This is a genomic window from Streptomyces sp. NBC_01352 (assembly GCF_036237295.1).
GTDB classification, from domain to species: domain Bacteria; phylum Actinomycetota; class Actinomycetes; order Streptomycetales; family Streptomycetaceae; genus Streptomyces; species Streptomyces plumbiresistens.
Genome location: NZ_CP108354.1, coordinates 8,588,617 through 8,609,371 on the forward strand (window position 1 = coordinate 8,588,617; position 20,755 = coordinate 8,609,371).

The 20,755-nt window shown below is 70.9% G+C and carries 19 protein-coding genes and 1 pseudogene; 9 read left to right on the plus strand and 11 right to left on the minus strand.

What is annotated here, in order from left to right; translation table 11 throughout:
- Nucleotides 1–78: 78 nt before the first annotated feature.
- Together OG252_RS39480 and OG252_RS39485 are read right to left on the minus strand one after the other, a co-directional pair.
- Nucleotides 79–792 (minus strand): ArsR/SmtB family transcription factor, encoded by a 714-nt coding sequence (locus tag OG252_RS39480; RefSeq protein WP_266442320.1) that lies wholly within the window; start codon nucleotides 790–792, stop codon nucleotides 79–81.
- A 41-nt stretch (nucleotides 793–833) separates the two neighbouring features.
- Nucleotides 834–1,475 carry a TetR/AcrR family transcriptional regulator gene (locus OG252_RS39485; RefSeq protein ID WP_329342224.1) on the minus strand — a complete coding sequence of 214 codons (642 nt, stop codon included), beginning with the start codon at nucleotides 1,473–1,475 and terminating at the stop codon, nucleotides 834–836.
- A 102-nt stretch (nucleotides 1,476–1,577) separates the two neighbouring features.
- Here OG252_RS39485 and OG252_RS39490 point away from each other — a divergent pair, with 102 nt between their 5' ends.
- From OG252_RS39490 to OG252_RS39500, 3 genes are all read left to right on the plus strand, one after another.
- Nucleotides 1,578–2,729, plus strand: a complete 1,152-nt coding sequence (locus OG252_RS39490; RefSeq protein ID WP_266442323.1) for an acyl-CoA dehydrogenase family protein — start codon at nucleotides 1,578–1,580, stop codon at nucleotides 2,727–2,729.
- Nucleotides 2,730–2,820: 91 nt separating this feature from the next.
- Nucleotides 2,821–3,066 (plus strand): YiaA/YiaB family inner membrane protein, encoded by a 246-nt coding sequence (locus OG252_RS39495; RefSeq protein WP_266442325.1) that lies wholly within the window; start codon nucleotides 2,821–2,823, stop codon nucleotides 3,064–3,066.
- 91 nt (nucleotides 3,067–3,157) lie between these two features.
- Nucleotides 3,158–3,781: a TetR/AcrR family transcriptional regulator gene (locus tag OG252_RS39500; protein WP_329342227.1), complete on the plus strand. Its 624-nt coding sequence runs from the start codon at nucleotides 3,158–3,160 to the stop codon at nucleotides 3,779–3,781.
- Between the two features lie 24 nt (nucleotides 3,782–3,805).
- Here OG252_RS39500 and OG252_RS39505 read toward each other — a convergent pair whose 3' ends face one another.
- Nucleotides 3,806–4,267: a MaoC family dehydratase gene (locus OG252_RS39505; protein WP_266442331.1), complete on the minus strand. Its 462-nt coding sequence runs from the start codon at nucleotides 4,265–4,267 to the stop codon at nucleotides 3,806–3,808.
- Nucleotides 4,268–4,370: 103 nt separating this feature from the next.
- Between OG252_RS39505 and soxR the strand changes: the two genes are divergently transcribed.
- Nucleotides 4,371–4,844, plus strand: a complete 474-nt coding sequence (soxR, locus tag OG252_RS39510) for a redox-sensitive transcriptional activator SoxR (protein WP_307673685.1) — start codon at nucleotides 4,371–4,373, stop codon at nucleotides 4,842–4,844.
- 189 nt (nucleotides 4,845–5,033) lie between these two features.
- On the opposite strand, the pseudogene OG252_RS39515 reads toward soxR, so the two are convergent.
- Nucleotides 5,034–5,230 (minus strand): annotated as a pseudogene (locus tag OG252_RS39515) (RNA ligase (ATP)); the annotation flags it as partial.
- 229 nt (nucleotides 5,231–5,459) lie between these two features.
- On the opposite strand from OG252_RS39515, the gene OG252_RS39520 reads away from it, so the two are divergent.
- Nucleotides 5,460–7,091 carry a transposase gene (locus OG252_RS39520; protein WP_329342231.1) on the plus strand — a complete coding sequence of 544 codons (1,632 nt, stop codon included), beginning with the start codon at nucleotides 5,460–5,462 and terminating at the stop codon, nucleotides 7,089–7,091.
- A gap of 55 nt (nucleotides 7,092–7,146) precedes the next feature.
- Here the strand turns inward: OG252_RS39520 and OG252_RS39525 are convergent, their stop codons facing one another.
- Together OG252_RS39525 and OG252_RS39530 are read right to left on the minus strand one after the other, a co-directional pair.
- Nucleotides 7,147–7,914 carry a 3-keto-5-aminohexanoate cleavage protein gene (locus tag OG252_RS39525; protein ID WP_266442336.1) on the minus strand — a complete coding sequence of 256 codons (768 nt, stop codon included), beginning with the start codon at nucleotides 7,912–7,914 and terminating at the stop codon, nucleotides 7,147–7,149.
- Nucleotides 7,915–8,047: 133 nt separating this feature from the next.
- Entirely contained in the window at nucleotides 8,048–8,650 is a 603-nt protein-coding gene (locus OG252_RS39530; RefSeq protein WP_266442338.1) for a hypothetical protein, read from the minus strand.
- 230 nt (nucleotides 8,651–8,880) lie between these two features.
- Here OG252_RS39530 and OG252_RS39535 point away from each other — a divergent pair, with 230 nt between their 5' ends.
- Complete coding sequence (locus OG252_RS39535) at nucleotides 8,881–11,679, plus strand: penicillin acylase family protein (protein WP_329342235.1); 2,799 nt, start codon at nucleotides 8,881–8,883, stop codon at nucleotides 11,677–11,679.
- Between the two features lie 35 nt (nucleotides 11,680–11,714).
- On the opposite strand, the gene OG252_RS39540 is transcribed toward OG252_RS39535, so the two are convergent.
- Together OG252_RS39540 and OG252_RS39545 are read right to left on the minus strand one after the other, a co-directional pair.
- The gene (locus OG252_RS39540; protein WP_329342237.1) at nucleotides 11,715–13,034 is read right to left on the minus strand and encodes a serine-threonine protein kinase; all 1,320 of its coding nucleotides are present in this window, start codon (nucleotides 13,032–13,034) and stop codon (nucleotides 11,715–11,717) included.
- 101 nt (nucleotides 13,035–13,135) lie between these two features.
- The gene (locus OG252_RS39545; protein WP_329342239.1) at nucleotides 13,136–14,368 is read right to left on the minus strand and encodes an exo-beta-N-acetylmuramidase NamZ family protein; all 1,233 of its coding nucleotides are present in this window, start codon (nucleotides 14,366–14,368) and stop codon (nucleotides 13,136–13,138) included.
- 200 nt (nucleotides 14,369–14,568) lie between these two features.
- Between OG252_RS39545 and OG252_RS39550 the strand changes: the two genes are divergently transcribed.
- From OG252_RS39550 to OG252_RS39560, 3 genes are read left to right on the plus strand one after another with little or no spacing between them, the layout of a single operon-like run.
- The gene (locus tag OG252_RS39550; protein WP_266442348.1) at nucleotides 14,569–15,342 is read left to right on the plus strand and encodes an SDR family oxidoreductase; all 774 of its coding nucleotides are present in this window, start codon (nucleotides 14,569–14,571) and stop codon (nucleotides 15,340–15,342) included.
- Entirely contained in the window at nucleotides 15,339–17,000 is a 1,662-nt protein-coding gene (locus OG252_RS39555; RefSeq protein ID WP_266442350.1) for a class I adenylate-forming enzyme family protein, read from the plus strand. Before OG252_RS39550 ends, OG252_RS39555 begins: the two co-directional genes overlap by 4 nt.
- Before the next feature lie 41 nt (nucleotides 17,001–17,041).
- On the plus strand, nucleotides 17,042–17,635 hold the full coding sequence (locus OG252_RS39560; RefSeq protein ID WP_266442352.1) for a TetR/AcrR family transcriptional regulator: 594 nt from the start codon (nucleotides 17,042–17,044) through the stop codon (nucleotides 17,633–17,635).
- A gap of 55 nt (nucleotides 17,636–17,690) precedes the next feature.
- Here OG252_RS39560 and OG252_RS39565 read toward each other — a convergent pair whose 3' ends face one another.
- From OG252_RS39565 to OG252_RS39575, 3 genes are all read right to left on the minus strand, one after another.
- Nucleotides 17,691–18,905: an acyl-CoA dehydrogenase family protein gene (locus tag OG252_RS39565; protein WP_266442355.1), complete on the minus strand. Its 1,215-nt coding sequence runs from the start codon at nucleotides 18,903–18,905 to the stop codon at nucleotides 17,691–17,693.
- 6 nt (nucleotides 18,906–18,911) lie between these two features.
- On the minus strand, nucleotides 18,912–19,934 hold the full coding sequence (locus OG252_RS39570; protein ID WP_266442357.1) for a phosphotransferase family protein: 1,023 nt from the start codon (nucleotides 19,932–19,934) through the stop codon (nucleotides 18,912–18,914).
- A gap of 162 nt (nucleotides 19,935–20,096) precedes the next feature.
- Nucleotides 20,097–20,393, minus strand: coding sequence for a hypothetical protein (locus tag OG252_RS39575; protein ID WP_266442360.1), 297 nt, complete (start codon nucleotides 20,391–20,393; stop codon nucleotides 20,097–20,099).
- Between the last annotated feature and the right edge of the window lie 362 nt (nucleotides 20,394–20,755).

Here is a 20,755-nt window from a genome sequence, read left to right on the forward strand (position 1 = left end):
GCGGGGAACTGCGCGACCAGCCCCCACGCACCCGCACCCGGCACATCACACAACCCCCCACCCCCTAAGCCGCCCGGCTCACTGAAGCGCCCTCGCCGGGATTCCCAGCAGCTCCGACAGAATCCTCTCCCCAGTCGCCGTCACCTTCACCGCCCGCTCGGAGCCGATCCGCACACACCAGCCCGCGTCCAGGGCGTGCCGGCACAGCGCCGCACCCGCCACGCCCGCGAGATGGGGTCGGCGTTCGGTCCAGTCGAGGCAGGCGCGGGCCAGCGGGCGGCGGCTCGTACGGTCGAGGCGGATCCCGGCGGAGTCGAACCAGGCGACGCCCGCGTCCGTCAGTGCGAACCCGGTGTCCTGGCGCAGCAGTTCGCGTGCGGTCAGGGCGTCGGTGACCGCGATGCCGAGCCGCCCCGCGAGGTGGTCGTAGCAGGTGCGGCCGCGGGCCATCGCCGACCCGGCGGTGGACTCGCGCAGGTTCCGGGGCCGTACGGCATCACCGCCCGGAGCGACCTGTGCGGCGAGGTCCTCCACCAGCTGGGCGACCCGCGCGTCGGCCAGCCGTACGTACCGGTGCCGCCCCTGACGCTCCTCGGTGAGCAGCCCGCCCGCGACGAGCTTGCCCAGGTGTTCGCTCAGGGTCGACGCGGCGACGCCCGCGTGCCGCGCCAGCTCACCGGCGGTCCAGGCCCGCCCGTCGAGCAGCGCGAGCAGACAGGCGGCCCGGGTCTCGTCGGCGACGAGGCCGGCGAGACGGGCCAGCGGGTGCGCTCGTGGGTCCTTCGTGGTCATGTGATCCAGCATGGAACACGGACGGTTCGGCATCGGCCGAACTATGCGGTGCGCCGCACCTGCTCGTACTGCTGCACCAGCCCGTCCAGCAGCGCGGTCAGCCCGGTCTCGAAGGCCCGCTCGTCGATCTTCTCCTGCTGTTCGGCGAGGAGGTGGGCCTGCCCGAGGTGCGGGTAGTCCGCGGGGTCGTACGCGCTCGCGTCGTCCACGAAACCCCCGGCGAAGGAACCGAGCGCGGAGCCCATGACGAAGTACCGCATCAGCGCGCCGATGGAGGTGGCCTGGGCCGGTGGCCAGCCCGCCTCGACCATCGCGCCGTAGACGGCGTCGGCGAGACGGAGCCCGGCCGGGCGGCGGCCGGGGCCGCGGGCCAGCACCGGGACGATGTTCGGATGGTCGCGCAGGGCGGCCCGGTAGGAGACCGCCCAGTCGTGCAGCGAGGTCCGCCAGTCCCGCCCGTCCTCGAACATCGACAGGTCGACCTGCGCGCTCACCGAGTCGGCGACCGCCTCCAGGATCTCGTCCTTGGTGCGGAAGTGGTTGTAGAGCGAGGGCCCGCTGACCCCCAGCTCGGCGGCGAGCCGGCGCGTGGAGACGGCCGCCAGGCCCTCCGCGTCCACGAGCACCCGGGCGGTCGCGACGATCCGGTCGGTGCTCAGGAGGGGCTTGCGCGGTCGGGCCATGGCGCACATAGTAGGGCTGCGCCCGTAAACTAGCAGTGCTAATTTAAAGGTGCGGCTGACGGTGCTGCCGAAGGTGCAACTTTCACACTGGGGTGACACGCCATGAACCTTGAGCTCAGCGAGGAGCAGACCGCGGTCCGGCAGCTGGCCCGGGACTTCGTGGACCGCGAGATCGCCCCGCACGTCATCGCCTGGGACCGCGCCGAGGAGGTCGACAGGTCGATCGTCAAGAAGCTCGGGGAGGTCGGCTTCCTGGGGCTGACCATCGACGAGGAGTACGGCGGCTCGGGTGGCGACCATCTCGCGTACTGCCTGGTCACGGAGGAACTCGGCCGCGGCGACTCGTCCGTGCGCGGGATCGTCTCCGTCTCGCTGGGGCTGGTCGCCAAGACCGTCGCCGCCCGGGGGAGCGAGGAGCAGAAGCGGCGCTGGCTGCCGGGCCTCACCTCCGGCGCGTACGTCGGCTGCTTCGGCCTCACCGAACCGGGCACCGGTTCCGACGCCGGCAACCTCGCCACGCGCGCGGTGCGCGACGGCGACGACTACGTCATCAACGGCACCAAGATGTTCATCACGAACGGCACCTGGGCCGACGTCGTGCTCCTGTTCGCCCGCTCCACCGACGCCCCCGGCCACAAGGGCGTCTCCGCCTTCCTCGTGCCGACCGACACCCCCGGCCTGACCCGCCGCGCCATCCACGGCAAGCTGGGCCTGCGCGGCCAGGCGACCGCGGAGCTGGTCCTCGAGGACGTCCGCGTGCCCGCCTCCGCGATGCTGGGCGAAGAAGGCAAGGGATTCTCGGTCGCCATGTCGGCCCTGGCGAAGGGGCGGATGTCGGTGGCGGCGGGCTGCGTCGGCATCGCCCAGGCCGCGCTGGACGTGGCCGTCCGGTACGCGGGCGAGCGCGAGCAGTTCGGCAGGACGATCGCCCACCACCAGCTCGTCCAGGAACTGATCAGCGACATCGCCGTCGACGTGGACGCCGCCCGCCTGCTGACCTGGCGGGTCGCCGACCTGATCGACCGCGGCCTGCCCTTCGCCACCGAGTCCTCCAAGGCCAAGCTCTTCGCCTCGGAGGCGGCCGTCCGCGCCGCGAACAACGCCCTCCAGGTCTTCGGCGGCTACGGCTACATCGACGAGTACCCGGCGGGCAAGCTGCTGCGGGACGCCCGCGTGATGACTCTGTACGAGGGCACCAGCCAGATCCAGAAGCTGGTGATCGGGCGGGCACTGACGGGGGTTTCGGCGTTCTGAGGACTTACGAGGGCTTCCGAGGCCTTCTGAGTACGTTCTCTGAGTACTTCGGCGGATGTGGCACGGGCCACGTCCGCCGATCCTTGTCCCCATGAGTGACACACAGGGCAAGCAGCAGAACACGGCCGCGTTCTACGGGCAGGCCGTCGCGTCCTTCTCCGTGGCCATGGCGGCCACCGGCATCGGCATCTACAACCTTCAGGGCGACGCCTGGGTGCGCGGCTTCCTCGCGATCGCCGTCCTGTACCTGGTGACCTCCACCTTCACCCTGTCCAAGGTGATCCGGGACCGCCAGGAGGCGGCGAGCGGGGCGTACAACCCGTTCGAGAAGCTCTGAACCCGTTTCGCGCAGCGCTGAGCGGCCACGCTAAGCGCCCGCTCACCTTCGGCGGTATGGTGTGGGTCGTGCCAGTCGAGAGGGGCCAGTGATGAATACGGCGGAGGAGACGGCCGGCGGCGAGACGTCGGCGTGGGGCGAGGTCACGCCCGACGCGGCCCGGCGGCTGCTCGTCGCCGCGGTGGAGGCCTTCGCCGAGCGCGGCTACCACGCCACGACGACCCGTGACATCGCGGGCCGCGCAGGCATGAGCCCGGCCGCGCTCTACATCCACTACAAGACCAAGGAAGAACTCCTCCACCGGATCAGCAGGATCGGCCACGAGAAGGCCGTGGAGATCCTGCGCGTGGCGGCCGGGGGCAAGGGCAGCGCGGCCGAGCGGCTCGCCGACGCGGTCAGCTCCTTCGTCCGCTGGCACGCGGGTGGCCGTACCACCGCGCGGGTCGTGCAGTACGAACTCGACTCCCTCGGCCCGGACGCCCGCGCCGAGATCCTCGCCCTGCGCCGGCAGTGCGACGCCGCGGTGCGCGGCATCATCGAGGACGGCGTGGCGGCGGGCGAGTTCGACGTCCTGGACGTCCAGGGGACCACGCTCGCCGTGCTCTCCCTGTGCGTCGACGTGGCCCGCTGGTTCAGCGTCAACGGTCCCCGCACACCCGAGGAGGTCGGCGCGCTCTACGCCGACCTCGTGCTGCGGATGGTGGGGGCGAAGTAAGCCCGGCGGTGTGCCGGCGGTGTGTCAGAGGTAGTACCGGGACACGGACTCCGCGACGCACACCGGCTTGTCCCCGCCCTCGCGCTCCACGGTGAAGGCGACGGTCACCTGGACCCCGCCCTGCACATCGTCGACGCCGGTGATCGTGGCGGTCGAGCGTAGCCGGGAGCCGACCGGGACCGGGGCGGGGAAACGGACCTTGTTCGACCCGTAGTTGACGCCCATCTTCATGCCCTCGACCTTGATCAGCTGAGGCCCGAAGAGTGGGAGCAGGGACAGGGTCAGGTACCCGTGCGCGATGGTCGTCCCGAACGGCCCCGAGGCGGCGCGCTCCGGATCGACGTGGATCCACTGGTGATCACCGGTGGCCTCCGCGAACAGGTCGATCCGCTTCTGGTCGATCTCCAGCCAGTCGGTGTACCCCAGCTGCTCGCCCACCGCCCCCTTCAGGTCGTCGACGGACGCGAAGATCCTCGGCTCTGCCATGTCCCGGCCTCTCGTGTGATGTCTAAGCGACTGCTTAGCATGGTCGGCCGCGAACCCCATGTCAACGGACCGGCGCGAGGAGGGGGTGGGTAGGCTCCGAGGAGTGCCCCAGATTCACGAGAAGATCCATGAGCTCACGGTCGGCCAGCTCGCCGCCCGCAGCGGCGCCGCCGTCTCCGCCCTGCACTTCTACGAGTCGAAGGGCCTGATCAGCAGCCGCCGCACCGCGGGCAACCAACGCCGCTACTCACGTGACGCCCTGCGCCGGGTCGCATTCGTCCGTGCCGCCCAGCGCGTCGGCATCCCGCTCGCCACGATCCGCGAGGCCCTCGCCGAGCTCCCCGAGGAACGCACCCCCACCCACGAGGACTGGGCCCGCCTCTCCGAGGCTTGGCGCTCCGAACTCGACGAACGCATCAAGCAGCTCAACCGCCTCCGCGACCACTTGACCGACTGCATCGGCTGCGGCTGCCTCTCCCTGGACACCTGCGTCCTGTCCAACCCGGACGACGTGTTCGGCGAACGCTTGACGGGTTCGAGACTGCTGGTCGAGCAGCGGAGGGACCGACAGGCGTAGCGGCGGGTCCGTCCGCGGGGCAGCGGCCGGGGAGACTGGCGCCGCCCCCAGCCGTGCCTGCCCGCGCCGCCGTAGGCTGGGGTCTGCACCCGTCCCAGCCGCAGGTCCACCCGCGCCGTCGCAGCTGCGGGCGGTCGTGCCGCTGGGGCGCTCCCGGGCCACAGATGCCAGCACCTCGCAAGCGCGGGTACGCCCGGTCAGCCCCAACTCCTTGATCCGCCCGGCCGGGCACGGACTGCTCGGAGATGTACCGGCGGCCTCACCAGTGCGGTATGCGCGCTTGGTGACGATGGCCCGGTAGAGGCCCACCTCCGCCAGTTCGAGAGCGTCGGCTTGGGAGGTTCGTGGACGGTGAGCACTTCGGCGGTGACGCGGAGCGTCGACATCGGGACTCCTCCAGTTCCTCAGGGGTTTGGACCTGTTGGCGATGGAGTGCGTTCAAGAGCGTTCTGGTGAGCGGGAATGAGTGGGGGTGGTCTGTGTCGTGGCGTGCCTCGGCGGTGAGGTCGGTTTGTGGGGAACTGGCGTTCTCGCATCGAATGCGTGACCTTCATGGGTGGCGCTCGTTTGCCATGGCGACGGGATCTTCTGGTGGGCTCGGGTCGGGAGTGACGGGTGGGTGAGCTGAGGAGCATGGCGGCGCCGTTCGTCGCGTCCGGTCCGAGTGGTGTGGCTGTGCGGACCCGCCTCAAGCACCTGACAGCCGGCGATGAGAAGGTGCTGCGTCTGGTGGGCGCGCATCTGGGATCGCTGGCCTCGAAGGACCTCAAGGCGCGCTGCCGGGACGGACTGGAGCACTCCGGCGGGACGTGGGCGGTGCGCAAACGGGAGCTGACACCGTTCTCGTCGTCGCGGTGGGCGGGCAGTATCACCAAGGCCACGCACGACCAGTGGGCGTTGGCCCGCCGCTGCCAGCTCGCGCACATCCACAACCTGGAAGCGGGCATCCACACCATCGAGCACCGGCTGTCCCAGCCGGTCGGCCAGAAGGGAACGAAGAAGGCGCCCGGGGGTTACCGGTCCCAGCGGGAGTGGCATGCCAAGTCGAGGCGGCTGCGGGTGCTGCAGGACCGGCTGACTACCGCGCGGGCCGACCGCGAGGCCGGCCTCGTGCAGGTCGTACGGGGCGGCAAACATCTGGCCCGCACCCGGCACCACCTGGACGCCGCCGGACTCACGGAGTCGGCGTGGCGCGGGCGTTGGGAGGCGGAGCGCTGGTTCTGCCAGGCGGACGGGGAGTCCGGCAAGCGGTACGGCAACGAGACGATCCGGGTCAGCCCGGACGGCGAGGTGAGCATCAAGCTGCCCGCACCGCTGACCCATCTGGCCAACGCCCCGCACGGACGGTACGTCCTGGCCTGCCGGGTCACGTTCGCGCACCGGGGTGAGGAGTGGGCGGATCGCGTCGCGGCCAACCGGGCGATCGCCTACCGCATCCACCTCGATACGGGCCGGGACCGCTGGTACCTGACCGCGTCCTGGCAGATCCCGCCCACCCCCACCCTCCCGATCGAGACGGTGCTCGCCCACGGCGTGATCGGTGTCGACATGAACGCCGACCACCTCGCCGCCTGGCGCCTGGACGCCCACGGCAACCCGACCGGCGGCCCGCGCCGTTTCTTCTACGACCTGTCCGGCACCGCGCCCCATCGTGACGCCCAGGTCCGCCACGCCCTCACCCGCCTCCTGCACTGGGCCAGCACCTGCGGCGTCAAGGCGATCGCGGTCGAGGACCTGGACTTCGCCGCGGAGAAGACCCGCGAGAAGCACGGGCGCCACAAACGGTTCCGGCAACTGGTCTCCGGCATGCCTACCGGGAAGCTCCGCGTCCGGCTGTCTTCGATGGCCGACCAGACGGGGATCACGGTCATCGCCGTCGACCCGGCCTACACCAGCCGCTGGGGCGCCCAGCACTGGCAGAAGCCCCTCACTAGCACGACTCGTAAGACCACTCGCCACGATGCTGCCGCTGTGGCGATCGGAAGGCGCGCCCAGGGACACCCGATCCGGCGGCGGACGGCACCGCCCCCACAGCACCGGAGCGATGCGGTGGGGCATCGGACCGTCCAGGCCCGACCGGGGGTCCCTGGGCGTGAGGGAACCCGCCCCCGCATTCCCGGACCACGGACACGATCCGTGCCGCCCGGGCGCGGAGTGAACGCGGGCCACCAGAACGCCCAACACCGTCCGGGGCGTTCGGCCGAGCATGAGACCTGGCAACAGGAATCACTCCCGCTCAGTCCCTAGGAACGGTGTCTCATCGCCTCCCAATGTCCAACGCGAAAGCGCTGGAGCGAGCGGATTATCGCCTGGTAGGGTCCCGGCCTTCGGCGGACGGCGACACCCGACCTGCCCGGTCCCATCCGTACTCGACCAGCCCCTCCGCCACCAACTGAGCGTTGGACAGGGCCCGTTGCCCGTCGGGAAGGGTCAGCGTGTCCTCCAGGCCCACTCGGGTCGCGAGGCCGAGGCGTCCGGCCAGCCGCAGCACCGGCCACGCGCCGCCGTCCTCGCCGTGCAGCAGCACCGGGCGGCCGTGCGCGGAACCGAGGTCGGCCAGGAGTGCACGCGCGGTGTCCTCGGCGGTCTCGGACGAAGGGTCCGTCACCTCCGCCAGCACCCGCAGCACCTTCGGGCCGAGTGGCGAGACGGCGAACCGCGCGGCCCCGTCCGTACCCGACCAGATGCCGGCCTCGACGCCCACGCCGAGGTCGATCAGCGCGGTGGCCACCTCCTCGGCGCCCGGTTCGTGCCAGTTGACCGAGGCGTGGTCGGGCAGCACGGTCCAGCTCCGGACTCGCCCCAGCCGGGCCACCGGATCGGGCTCCGCCCAGGCGCCCGTGGTCACACCGACCGGCACCGACACCCGCGCTCGGATCGCCTCGAGCGTCGCCGCGAGCACGCGCGGCGACAGACTGTCCTGCCCGCACGGCGTCTTGGGATGGACATGCACGTCCGTGGCACCGGCCGCGACGGCCTCGGCCGCGGACTCGGCCAGCGCCTGCGGCGTGAGCGGCACCACCGCACCGTCGGCGGCCCCGCGGGGCCCGTTCAGACACACCTGCACCATGACTCGATGGTGCCAGCCACCACTGACAAAACAGGGGGTGCGGCATCCCCGGCGCACCCCCGCACGCACGGTTCCTAGGTTCGTTCCGGTCAGTCGAGTCAGTCGGGTCAGTCGGGTCAGTCGGTCAGTCTGGTCAGGCCGACACGAGCAACCGTCCGCGCCTGGCGTCCGCCAGGGCCTCGGGTGTGAGCACGGGACGCGGTACGAGAATTCCGCAGTCCGTGCAGACCGGACCCGTAGAGGGTTCGTGGTCCAGTTCGTACTTCCAGAGGAGGCGCTCCCCGCCGCACACCGGGCATTCCGCGCCCGGCTCCCGCTCCAGCGCGGAGATCAGCCGGCGCAGCACCTCCGCCAGCGGTTCGTGCGGGTGGACCCGTGGGTCGTCGCACCAGGCGACCCCGAAACCGCCCCAGGTCAGGCGGTGCCAGTCGTCCACGGTGCCGGGCCTGCGCAGCCCGTCGTGCTTCTCCTTCTTGCGTCGCTCGGCGAATCCGGCCTCGTAGGCCAGCCAGACCGAACGCGCCTCTTCCAACTCCTCCAGTGCGGCCACGAGCCGCGCTGGGTCGGGGGACCGGTCCTCGGGACCGAACCCGGCTCGCGAGCACAAATGGTCCCAGGTCGCCCTGTGGCCGTAAGGGGCGAACCGCTCAAGGCACTTGCGCAGCGAATAACGCCGGAGCGCCAGATCGCATCGCGGATCGCGCACCTGTCTCGCCAAACTCCGGAAACCGGCCATCGCCCTGCACCTCCGTCACACCTGCACCTGTACTTCGGTCACTTCGGCGTCGTCGTACGGACTTCGCGCGACGTTGCCGAATAGACGTATCGACAAGCGATTCGGCTCCATCCGATTTCCGATGACCCCCATAAGCGATGCCAACGACTCCGAAAAGTGACGCATGTTCATCTTCAATCCCGGGGATACCGGCGGTAACGTCCGGCCCGCCCCCGTCGGTAGGAGCTGTCATGCCTCGGCGCACCTCACGCACCGCACTCGACAGACTGAGAACTCCCGGCAGATTCCCCGGGTTCCTGAAGTCCGCCTCCGTATGCGTCCTGATTGCCGGTCTTTTGTCCCCGCTTTCCCAAGCGGCCGCGGCGGCGGACACTGCGACCGTCGAGGCCGTGGTGGCGAACGACTACTGCGGGGGCGGGTGTTCCGACATCCTGCCGCCCGGTCAGAACGGCAACGCCACCCTCGCGCAGATCCTGCTCAACCAGGCCTTCGGTGCCCAGCCCGCGCACGCCGAGGACCAACTCGGCCCGTACGCCGACCTGGCGAAGGGCTATCCCGCGCTCACCGACGCCACGATCAACACCTTCTTCAACGACGCGTCTTTCGGGGTCCCTGCCGATCAAGTCGCCTCCACGCTCCAGCCCGCCGGTCGCAGCGACGTGACGATCGTCCGCGACAAGAAGACGGGCGTACCGCACATCACCGGTACCACCAGATACGGCACGGAGTTCGGTGCGGGCTATGCGGCGGCTGAGGATCGGCTGTGGCTCATGGATGTCTTCCGTCACGTCGGACGCGGTCAGCTGACTCCCTTCGCGGGCGGCGACCCGTCCAACCAGGGCCTGGAGCAGCAGTTCTGGCGCACCGCCCCGTACACCGAGGCCGATCTCCAGGCGCAGATCGACAACGCGGTCGCCACCAACGGAGCCCGCGGGCAGCAGGCCCTCGCCGACGTGAACGCCTACGTCGCCGGCATCAACGCCTACATCGACGCCTCCGACAGCGGCCGCTACTTCCCCGGCGAGTACGTCCTGACCGGCCACAAGGACTCCGTCACCAACGCCGGCACGATCGACCGCTTCAAGCCCACCGACCTGGTCGCGCTGGCCTCCGTGATCGGCGCGCTCTTCGGCTCCGGGGGCGGCGGCGAGGTGAACAACGCGCTGTCGCTGCTCGCCGCCCAGCAGAAGTACGGCGTGAGCGAGGGCACCAAGGTGTGGGAGTCCTTCCGCGAGCGCAACGACCCCGAGGCGGTCCTGACCCTCCACGACGGCAGCTTCCCCTACGCCTCGAAGCCCGACGACGCCCAGGGCGAGGCCCTGCCCGACGCCGGCTCGGTGGCCGCGGAGCAGCTGGTCTACGACCGTACGGGCAGCGCGGCCACGTCGAGCGCCACCGGCGCCTCCACCACGGCCGCGAAGACGGCCGTCACCTCGGCCAAGCGCGGCATGTCCAACGCCCTCGTGGTGAGCGGCGAGCACACCGCGAGCGGCAACCCCGTTGCCGTCTTCGGACCGCAGACCGGCTACTTCGCGCCGCAGCTGCTCATGCTCCAGGAGATCCAGGGCCCCGGCCTCAGCGCCCGCGGCGCCTCCTTCGCGGGCCTGAGCATGTACGTCGAGCTCGGCCGCGGCCAGGACTACGCGTGGAGTGCCACCACCTCGGGCCAGGACATCATCGACTCCTACGCCGTCGAGCTGTGCCAGGACGACTACCACTACCTCTACCGCGGCACCTGCACGGCGATGGAGAAGGTCGAGCGGAAGAACGCCTGGACCCCGACCACGGCCGACGGCACCGCGGCCGGCTCGTACACGATGCGGGTGTGGCGTACGAAGTACGGCCCCGTGGAGTACCGGGCGACCGTGGGCGGAAAGAAGGTCGCCTACACCACCCTGCGCTCGTCCTTCATGCACGAGGCCGACTCGATCATCGGCTTCCAGATGCTGAACGACCCGGACTACGTCAACGGCCCGGAGACCTTCCAGAGCGCGGCGCAGCACATCAACTACACCTTCAACTGGTTCTACGCCGACTCCGAGCACACCGCGTACTACAACAGCGGCGACAACCCGGTGCGGGCCCCCGGCGTCGACGCCGAGTTCCCGGTGTGGGCGCAGCCGGCGTACGAGTGGCGGAACTGGGACCCGACGACGAACACGGCGCAGTACACGCCGGCCTCGGCCCACCCCAACTCGATCGACCAGGACTACTACATCTCATGGAACAACAAGCAGGCCAAGGACTACACGACCGCCTCCTGGGGCGACGGTTCGGTCCATCGCGGCAATCTCCTCGACGACCGGGTCAAGAGACTGGTCGCCGCGGGCGGGGTCACCCGGGCCTCACTGGTGAAGGCGATGGCGGACGCCGGGCTGGCCGACCTGAGGGCACAGGACGTGCTGCCGGACCTCCTCAAGGTGGTCACCAGCTCGCCGGTGACCGACTCGACGGCCGCGGCGGCGGTGAGCAGGCTCCAGGCGTGGGTGACGGCGGGCGCCAAGCGCACGGAGGCGACGGCCGGTTCGAAGACGTACGCCGACGCCGACGCGATCCGCATCCTGGACGCGTGGTGGCCGCTGCTGGTGAAGGCCGAGTTCGAACCCGGCCTCGGCAGCGACCTGTACACGGCCTTCACCGCCAACCTGCCCGTCGACGAGACCCCGTCGGCCGCCCACGGCCCGACCGGCGCGCACGCGGGCAGCGCCTTCCAGTACGGCTGGTGGAGCTATGTCGACAAGGACATCCGGGCCGTACTGGGCGAGTCGGTCCAGGGGCCGCTCGCACGGAAGTACTGCGGCGGCGGCAGCCTCACCGCCTGCCGGGACGTCCTGATCAGCACCCTGAAGGAGGCGGCCGGCAGGACCGCCGCCCAGGTCTACCCCGGTGACGACCTGTGCTCGGCGGGCAACCAGTGGTGCGCCGACTCGATCGTCCAGCGCACGCTGGGCGGCATCAAGCACGGCAACATCAGCTGGCAGAACCGGCCGACGTTCCAGCAGGTCGTGGAGTTCACCTCGCACCGGTAGGGCGATCGCGCCGGTGGGGCGCGGGTGGCGGCGGGTCAGCGGATGCGGCCCGCCGCCACCACCAGCTGGGCCAGCTCCCGGTGCACGATGTCGCTGTGCGCGCCGGACGGCGCTCCGCCGCGCCTGACCACCTCGGCCGCGTCGACGTTCACGCACCCCGAGGCCGGCAGCTTCGCCTTCAACGCGGCGGCGAGCTTGAACGACTGGGTGCCCGGCACCGCCTGCACGCCGCCGTAGCCCATCGCCCCCCACTTGGCACCGAGGCCGCGTGCCAGGGCCAGTTCGGCGGCGGCTCCCTGCGCATCGCCCGCCATCCGCGAGGCCAGCGGATAGATGGTCCCGAGCGCCGAGTCGTGCCGGGAGTGGCAGCACACCAAGGGCCCGTCGATCCGTAGGTGCTGCCCCTGGAGCACCCCTCCCGCGCGCGGGTCGTGCGGCAGCCGCGCCGCGAACGCGTAGTGGGAGAAGGCCCCTTGGAGCAACGTCACCGACTTCACCGTGCGCACGCCCTGCGGCAGCCCGCGCAGCGCGAACGACACCAGCCGGGCGCCGAAGCTGTGCCCCACCAGGTGCACCCGCGTGTTCGGTGCCTTCGCGGCCAACTGCCCGACCACCCGCCCGAGTCCGCGCTCGCCGACGGTCCCCGCGCGCCGCTTCATGGCGTAGTACGTCGCCTGGCGCAGCAGTTCGTGCGCGCCGTCCCACGGATTGGGCAGCGAGAACCCGGCCCTACCGCCCGGGGACTCGAGTTCCGCCAGCGCCCGCGCGAACTCCTCGCAGATCTCCGCCGTGGACCCCGAGAACATCAGGGGCTCACTCTGCTGCACCCCTTCGGCCATCGTGTCCGCCGCGAACAGCACCTGCGGTCCCGGCGGCACGACGTCCACCAGCAGGCGCACCAGCCGCCCGAACTCCTCCAACTCCCGCTCCTCGCGCGGCTGCTGGTCCAGCATGCGCGCGATCTGGTCGATCACGGTCGCCCGCCCGGGGAAGGTCTCCAGCAGCGCGTGCCGGGTGTCCTTGTCGAGCGCCGGGCGCGGCGGCAGCTCGGCGGCCAGGGCCCGCGGGAAGTCCGGGATCGGCTCGTCGGAGAACCGCATCGACGGCCACACGACACCGACGTACCCGAGTCGGGCCGCCGGGGCGAGCGCCGGGATCGGCGCGAAGAAGCGGCTGTAGAGCCGGGTCGCACCCGAGCGGTCGCTGTTCCAGCCGTGCGAGAAGACCACGAGATCGCGCACGTCGTGTTGCGCGACGCCGGCCAGCAGCCGGTCCCGCTTCCCGCCGTCCGTGTCCCCGTCCGCGTCGAAAGTGAGCTCCCAGTACGGACTCACGCTCATTGCCGGCTCTGCCATGACGGGCCCCCTCGTCCCCGGAACGGTGCGATGTGCGCGCATCGTCCCGCTACCGGTCGGAGTTGGCCATACGTCGTGACTCATCCGGGTGAATCACCGGCTCACCGGTAGACGAGGTACTCCCGCCGCACCCTCCGGAAGGCCGCCAGCTCCTCCTCCCAGCCCGCCACCACCTCGTCGGTACCCGCCCCCGCGTTGATCATCGTGCGCACCAGCGTGGAACCCGTGAGCTTGTCGATCCAGTTGTCCGCACGCCAGGCGAAGCCGCTCCACACCTTCTTGGCGGTCACCAGGAGCGCGATCCCGGTGCGTACGGGGTCGTAGGCGTCCCGGTCGTGCACATGAACCTGCACGCCCCCGATCGTCTTCCCCTGGAACTTGGAGAAGGTGGGCGCGAAGTACGCTTCCCTGAAGCGCACCCCGGGCAGCCCGAGTCCGTTCGCCGCCTCGGCCCACCGCCCGTCGACGCCCTCCGCGCCGAGCAGTTCGAAGGGGCGGGTCGTGCCACGCCCCTCCGAGAGGTTCGTCCCCTCGAAGAGGCACGTCCCCGAGTACACCAGGGCGGTTTCCGGCGTCGGCATGTTCGGGCTCGGCGGCACCCAGGGCAGCCCCGAGTCGTCGTACCACTCGGACCGCTTCCACCCGCTCATCAGTACGGCGTCCAGCTCCACCGGCGCGGCCAGGAACTCCCCGTTGAACAACCGCGCCAGCTCCACGACCGTCATCCCGTGCGCCTGCGAGATCGGCTGCCGCCCGACGAAGGTCGCGAACTCCTTGTGCAGTACGGGGCCCAGGGCCGCCCGTCCGGTCACCGGGTTGGGCCGGTCCAGGACCACGAACCGCTTGCCCGCGAGCTGGGCGGCCTCCATGCAGTCGTACAGCGTCCAGATGTACGTGTAGAAGCGCGCGCCCACGTCCTGGATGTCGAAGACCACGGTGTCCACGCCGGACGCGGTGAAGATGTCGGCGAGCGGCCGGCCGCTCTTCAGGTACGTGTCGTAGACGGGCAGGCCGGTCGCCGGGTCGTCGTAGCGGCCTTCGGAGCCGCCCGCCTGCGCGGTGCCCCGGAAGCCGTGCTCGGGGCCGAAGACGGCGGTGAGGTTCACCCGGTCGTCCGCGTGCATGACGTCGACGATGTGGCGTACGTCCCTGGTGACGCCGGTGGGGTTGGTGACGATGCCGGTGCGCTGGCCGCTGAGCTGGGCGTAGCCGTGCTCTGCGAGGCGCTCGAAGCCGGTTTGCCTGCGGCGGGTGGCCGCGGAAGCGGGGGACGCCGTGGGGAGTGCTGCTGCTGCCGTGGTCGCGGCGAGCAGGCTGCGTCTGGTCAGGCGCATGTGACCTCCTTGAATCTGGACGTCGGCATGGGCACGGTATGTGCTTCCGCGGGTTGTGTGGAAGGTGCGGGCCGTCTGTGGCTGGTCGCGCCGTTCCCCGCGCCCCTAGGGCGTCGAAGTCCCCTTCCTTTGCTACATACCGACCGGTTAGTCTGGGCGTCACGGGGTGGATCCGATTCTCGTCGCGTCGAAGGAGACCGATGGTGGAAGCCGTGCAGGGTGCTGGTGTGGTCGTGACGGGGGCCGGGGGTGGCATCGGGGCCGCGCTTGCCCGGCGTTTCGCCGCTGAGGGGGCCCGGGTCGTCGTCAACGACCTGGACGCCGAGCGGGCGAAGGCCGTCGCCGAGGAGATCGGCGGCATCGCCGTTCCGGGTGACGCCTCGGCGATCGTCGGCGAGGCCCGTGAGGCGCTGGGCGGCACGGTCGACGTGTACTGCGCCAACGCGGGCGTCGCCTTCGAGGGCGGGGAGACCGGCGAGGCGTTCGACGAGCGGCCCTGGGCGCTGTCCTGGGACGTGAACGTCATGGCACACGTCCGCGCGGCCCACGAACTGCTCCCGGGCTGGCTGGAGCGCGGCAGCGGCCGTTTCGTCTCCACCGTGTCCGCCGCCGGACTGCTCACCATGATCGGCGCCGCGCCCTACAGCGTCACCAAGCACGGTGCGTACGCCTTCGCCGAGTGGCTGTCGCTGACGTATCGGCACCGCGGTCTGAAGGTCCACGCGATCTGTCCGCAGGGCGTGCGCACCGACATGCTGGCGGCCACCGGCAGTGCGGGCGACCTGGTCCTCCAGCCGACCGCGATCGCCCCTGCGGAGGTGGCGGACGCCCTCTTCAAGGGCATCGAGGAGGACCGTTTCCTGATCCTGCCGCACCCCGAGGTCGCCGGGTACTACCAGGCCAGGGCCGCCCACCCCGACCGCTGGCTGACCAACATGAACCACCTCCAGCAGAAGTGGGAGGCGAGCCGGTGACCGACTCCCGTTACGCGGCCAAGCCCTGGCTCGGCCTGCTCAACGACGCCCAGCGCGCCCCGATCGACCCCGCCGACTCGCTGGTGCATGCCCTGCGCCGGGCCGTCGCCGACACCCCGGACCGCGCCTTCCTCACCTACTTCGACGGCCGTCTGACCTACCGCGAGGCCGACGAGCTGAGCGACTCCGTCGCCGGGCACCTCGCCGCCCGTGGCCTGGAGCGCGGCGACCGGGTGGCGATCCTGCTGCAGAACTCCCCGCACTTCGTGCTCGCCCTGCTCGGCGCCTGGAAGGCGGGCGCGACCGTGGTGCCCGTCAACCCGATGTACAAGTCGGGGGAGGTCGGGCACGTCCTGCGGGACGGTGAGGTGGCCGCGCTGGTCTGCTCGGACCGGGCCTGGGAGTCGTATCTGCGCGAGACGGCGGCCGACTCGCCCGTACGCATCGTGCTGACCGGCTGCGAGCTGGACTTCCAGAACCGCCAGGACGCGCGCGTGCTGACCTTCGAGCGGCTGCCTCCGGCCGCCGACGCCGACGACCTGACGGCCGTCGCCCGCGCAGGTCACAAGGCGCCCGAGGACCGCGACGCGGGTCCGGCCGACATCGCCCTGATCAGCTACACCTCGGGCACCAGTGGTGCACCCAAGGGCGCCACCAACACGCACGGCAACATCATGCACAACGCCGAGCGGCAGCGGACCGGCCTGGCTCTGCCCGAGGCGCCCGTCTACTTCGCGATGGCGCCGCTGTTCCACATCACCGGCATGGTCTGCCAGCTCGGCGCCTGTCTGAACAGCGCGGGCACGCTCGTCCTGGCGTACCGCTTCGAGGCCGGTGCCGTGCTGGACGCCTTCGCCGAGCACCGGCCGCACTACACGGTCGGCCCCTCCACCGCCTTCATGGCGCTGGCCGCCCATCCCGACGTCACCCCGGACCACTTCTCGTCCTTCGTGAACATCTCCTCCGGCGGCGCCCCCCTGCCGCCCGCCCTGGTGGAGAAGTTCCGGGCCGGCTTCGGGCCGTACATCCGCAACGGCTACGGGCTCACCGAGTGCACCGCGCCCTGCGCCTCCGTACCGCCGGACGTGGAGGCACCCGTCGACCCGGCCTCCGGGACACTGGCCGTGGGCGCGCCCGGCCCCGACACGGTGGTCCGCATCGTCGACGACCAGGGCGCCGAGGTCCCCTTCGGGGAGCAGGGCGAGATCCTCGTACGGGGGCCGCAGGTCGTCCCCGGCTACTGGCGGCGCCCCGAGGCCACCGCCGAGACCTTCCCGGACGGCGAGCTGCGCACCGGGGACATCGGCTTCATGGACGAGCAGGGCTGGCTGTACGTCGTCGACCGCAAGAAGGACATGATCAACGCGTCCGGCTTCAAGGTGTGGCCGCGCGAGGTCGAGGACGTGCTCTACACCCACCCGGCGGTGCGCGAGGCGGCCGTCGTCGGGGTGCCCGACGGCTACCGCGGGGAGACCGTCAAGGCGTACATCAGCCTCCGTCCGGGCTCCGACACGGACCCGGCTGCACTCGCCGCGTACTGCAAGGAGAGACTGGCCGCCTACAAATACCCGCGTCAGGTGGAGATCCTGCCCGACCTGCCGAAGACGGCGAGTGGGAAGATCCTCCGGCGGGAACTGCGTTCTCGCCCGTACGGCTAGAAACAGCAACAGAAGAAAGTCTCGGAAGGCAGGTGGCGGCAGTGCCCAGGACTACGGACGGTGACGGTACCCCCGTGCCGCAGCGGCTCCTCGCCGCCGCCACCCGGCTCTTCGCCGAGCAGGGCTACGACCGCACCTCGGTGCAGGAGATCGTCGAGGCGGCCGGTGTCACCAAGGGGGCGCTGTACCACTACTTCGGCTCCAAGGACGACCTCCTGCACGAGGTGTACGCGCGCGTGCTGCGCGTCCAGCAGGAGAGACTCGACGCCGTCGCGGCCTCCGGAGAGCCGGTGGAGAAGAGGCTGCGGGCCGCGGCCGCGGACGTCGTGGTGACGACCATCGACAACCTCGACGACGCGATGATCTTCTGGCGGTCCATGCACCACCTGAGCCCCGAGAAGAACAAGCAGGTCCGTGCCGAGCGCCGCCGTTACCACGAGCGCTTCCGCGCGCTGGTCGAGGAGGGCCAGCAGTCGGGCGTCTTCTCCAAGGCGACTCCGGCGGACCTGGTGGTCGACTACCACTTCGGCTCGGTCCACCACCTGTCCACCTGGTACCGCCCCGAAGGCCCGATGAGCCCCCAGGAGGTCGCCGACCACCTCGCGGACCTCCTGCTGCGGGCGCTGCGGCCGTAGCCACGCGCGCGTACGGGGCGGCTGCCACCCAGGCGGCCGCCCCGCATCCTTCACGTCACACGTACTTCTTCAGCTCGCGCCGCGCCAGCGACCGCTGGTGCACCTCGTCCGGACCGTCCGCGATCATCAGCGTGCGCGCGCCGGCGTAGAGCTCGGCGAGGGGGAAGTCCTGGCTGACGCCGCCCGCGCCGTGCAACTGGATGGCCCGGTCGATGATGTCGACGACCGCGCGGGGCGTGGCGATCTTGATCGCCTGGATCTCCGCATGGGCGCCCCGGTTGCCGACCGTGTCCATCAGCCAGGCCGTCTTCAGCACCAGCAGCCGCAGCTGCTCGACGGTGACCCGCGCGTCGGCGATCCAGTTGTGGACGACGCCCTGCTGGGCCAGCGCCTTGCCGAAGGCGCTACGGGACACGGCCCGCCGGCACATCAGCTCGATCGCCCGCTCGGCCATGCCGATCAGCCGCATGCAGTGGTGGATCCGGCCGGGACCCAGCCGGGCCTGGGCGATGGCGAAGCCGCCGCCCTCCTCGCCGATCAGATTGGACACCGGCACGCGCGCGTGGTCGAAGACCACCTCGGCGTGGCCGCCGTGGGAGTGGTCCTCGTAGCCGAACACCTGCATGGCGCGCTCGACCGTGACACCCGGGGTGTCGCGGGAGACGAGGATCATGGACTGCTGGCGGCGGATGTCGGACCCGTCCGGGTCCGTCTTGCCCATCACGATGAAGATTTTGCAGTCCGGGTTCATCGCCCCGGAGATGTACCACTTGCGGCCCGTGATGACGTACTCGTCGCCATCCCGCTCTATGTGCGTGGTGATGTTCGTGGCGTCCGAGGAGGCCACCTCCGGCTCGGTCATCGCGAACGCCGAGCGGATCTCACCCGCCAGCAGCGGCTCCAGCCACTGCTTCTTCTGCTGCTCGTCGCCGAACTGCGTCAGCACCTCCATGTTCCCGGTGTCCGGGGCCGCGCAGTTCAGCGCGGTGGGCGCCAGCTGCGGGGAACGGCCGGTGATCTCGGCGAGCGGCGCGTACTGGAGGTTGGTGAGGCCGGCGCCGTACTCGGTGCCGGGAAGGAAGAGGTTCCACAGGCCCTGCCTGCGCGCCTCGGCCTTCAGTTCCTCGACGACGGCCGGGGTGTCCCACGGCGAGGCCAGCAGGGCGCGCTGCTCCTCCGCGACCGCCTCGGCCGGGTAGACGTACTCGTCCATGAAGGCGAGCAGCTTGGCGCGCAGCTCCTCGGTGCGTGCGTCGAACGCGAAGTCCATGTTGCGTCAGCCTTCCTGAAGAGTGGTCAGGCCGTGCCCGATGAAGACCGGGACCAGGTCACCGATGCGGTCGAAGCCCGGGCCGACCGTCTGGCCCAGGGTGTAGCGGTAGTGGATGCCCTCCAGGATCACGGCGAGCTTGAACCAGGCGAAGGCCGTGTACCAGGCGACCGCGGAGACATCGCGCCCCGAACGCGCCGCGTACCGCTCGATCAGCTCGGCGGGGCTCGGGTGCCCGGCGGCCTCGGCGGTGGTGGACACGGGGGAGTCGGGCATGCCGAGCGGCAGGCTGTACATCACCAGCAGGCCGAGGTCGGTGAGCGGGTCGCCGAGCGTCGACATCTCCCAGTCGAGGATCGCCTTGATCTTGTCGTCGTCGCCGATCAGGACGTTGTCGAGCCGGTAGTCGCCGTGCACGACGGTCGGGGCGGGGGAGTGCGGCAGCCGCCGGCCGAGGGTTGCGTGCAGCTCGTCGATGCCGGCCAGCTCGCGGTTGCGGGAGGCGTCCAGCTGCTTGCCCCAGCGCCGCAACTGGCGGTCCAGGAAGCCCTCCGGGCGGCCGAAGTCGGCGAGACCGACCTCGGCGGGGTCCACCGCGTGCAGCTCCACGAGCGTGTCCACCAGGGCCAGCACGGCACCCCGGGTGCGCTCCGGGCCGAGCGGGGCGAGCTGGTCGGCGGTGCGGTACGGCGTGCCCTCGACGAACTCCATGACGTAGAAGGGCGCCCCGCACACCTTCTCGTCCTCGCACAGCAGCACCGGACGCGGCACCGGCACGTTCGTCGGGTACAGCGCGCTGATCACCCGGTGCTCGCGCTTCATGTCGTGCGCGGTGGCCAGGACATGGCCCAGCGGGGGCCGCCGTACCACCCACTTCGAGGTGCCGTCGGAGACCGCGTAGGTGAGGTTCGACCGTCCGCCCTCGATCAGCCGGCCGGTCAGCGGGCCGTGCACCAGGCCGGGCCGCTCACGGTCGAGCAGGCCGCGCAGCCGGTCGAGATCGAGACCGGGCGGATGGTCGAGACTCATCAATGCTCCTACGGACGGGTGAACGCGACATGACCATGATGCCGACCGGTCGGTATGTCGTCCAGTAGGTGGGCGGAACGTGATCGGGGCCACGATAGGCCTGCAGCTCCCCGCGCAGGGCGCTGGGGAGCTGCCAGGTGGTGACTTCTCGGCCAGGTCGGCTCAGTGGTCGTCCCAGTGGCCCTCGTGCTCGGCGTGCCGGTGGCCGTCGTGCAGATAGTCCACGTGGTCGCCGTGCAGGACGCTCGGGTGCCCGCAGTCCTGGCCGTGCCGGTGATCGTGACTCTCGTGCGAGACGTGCTCGGAGGGTTCGCACTCGTCCCAGTGGCCGCCGTGCTCGCGGTGCATGTGCCCGTCGTGCGCGTAGTCGACGTGGTCGCCGTGCGGCACCGTGGCGTGGCCGCAGTCCGGGCCGTGCGTGTGCGTGTGGGAGGCGTGTTCCTGGTGGAGGGTGGTCATGGTGCTCACCTTCGAAGGTGCGGGTGATGACGTCGGACAGGCTGCCACGCGAACGCCGCGTATCCGGCGATTCGGACCTGGCGTGGCGTCCGGGCACCCCTGAGGAGCGGGCGGGCCCACGAAGCCCGTCGTCTCCGACGGTAAGGCGGCGCCAGAGGGCTCGCTCCCCAAGAGCGGTCCAAGAACGGACCAAGGTCGTGTACGAGGTTCCCTGCCGGGGGCGTACGAGATCCGCGCCGGGGCGCGCGGGAGGGCCCGCGCCGGATTTCCCATGAGGCCCGCGCCGGTTGGGCTGCGAGGTCCGTGTCGGTTGGCGTACGAGTCCGTGCCGGGGCGCGTATGGGATCCGCGCTGGATCGCCT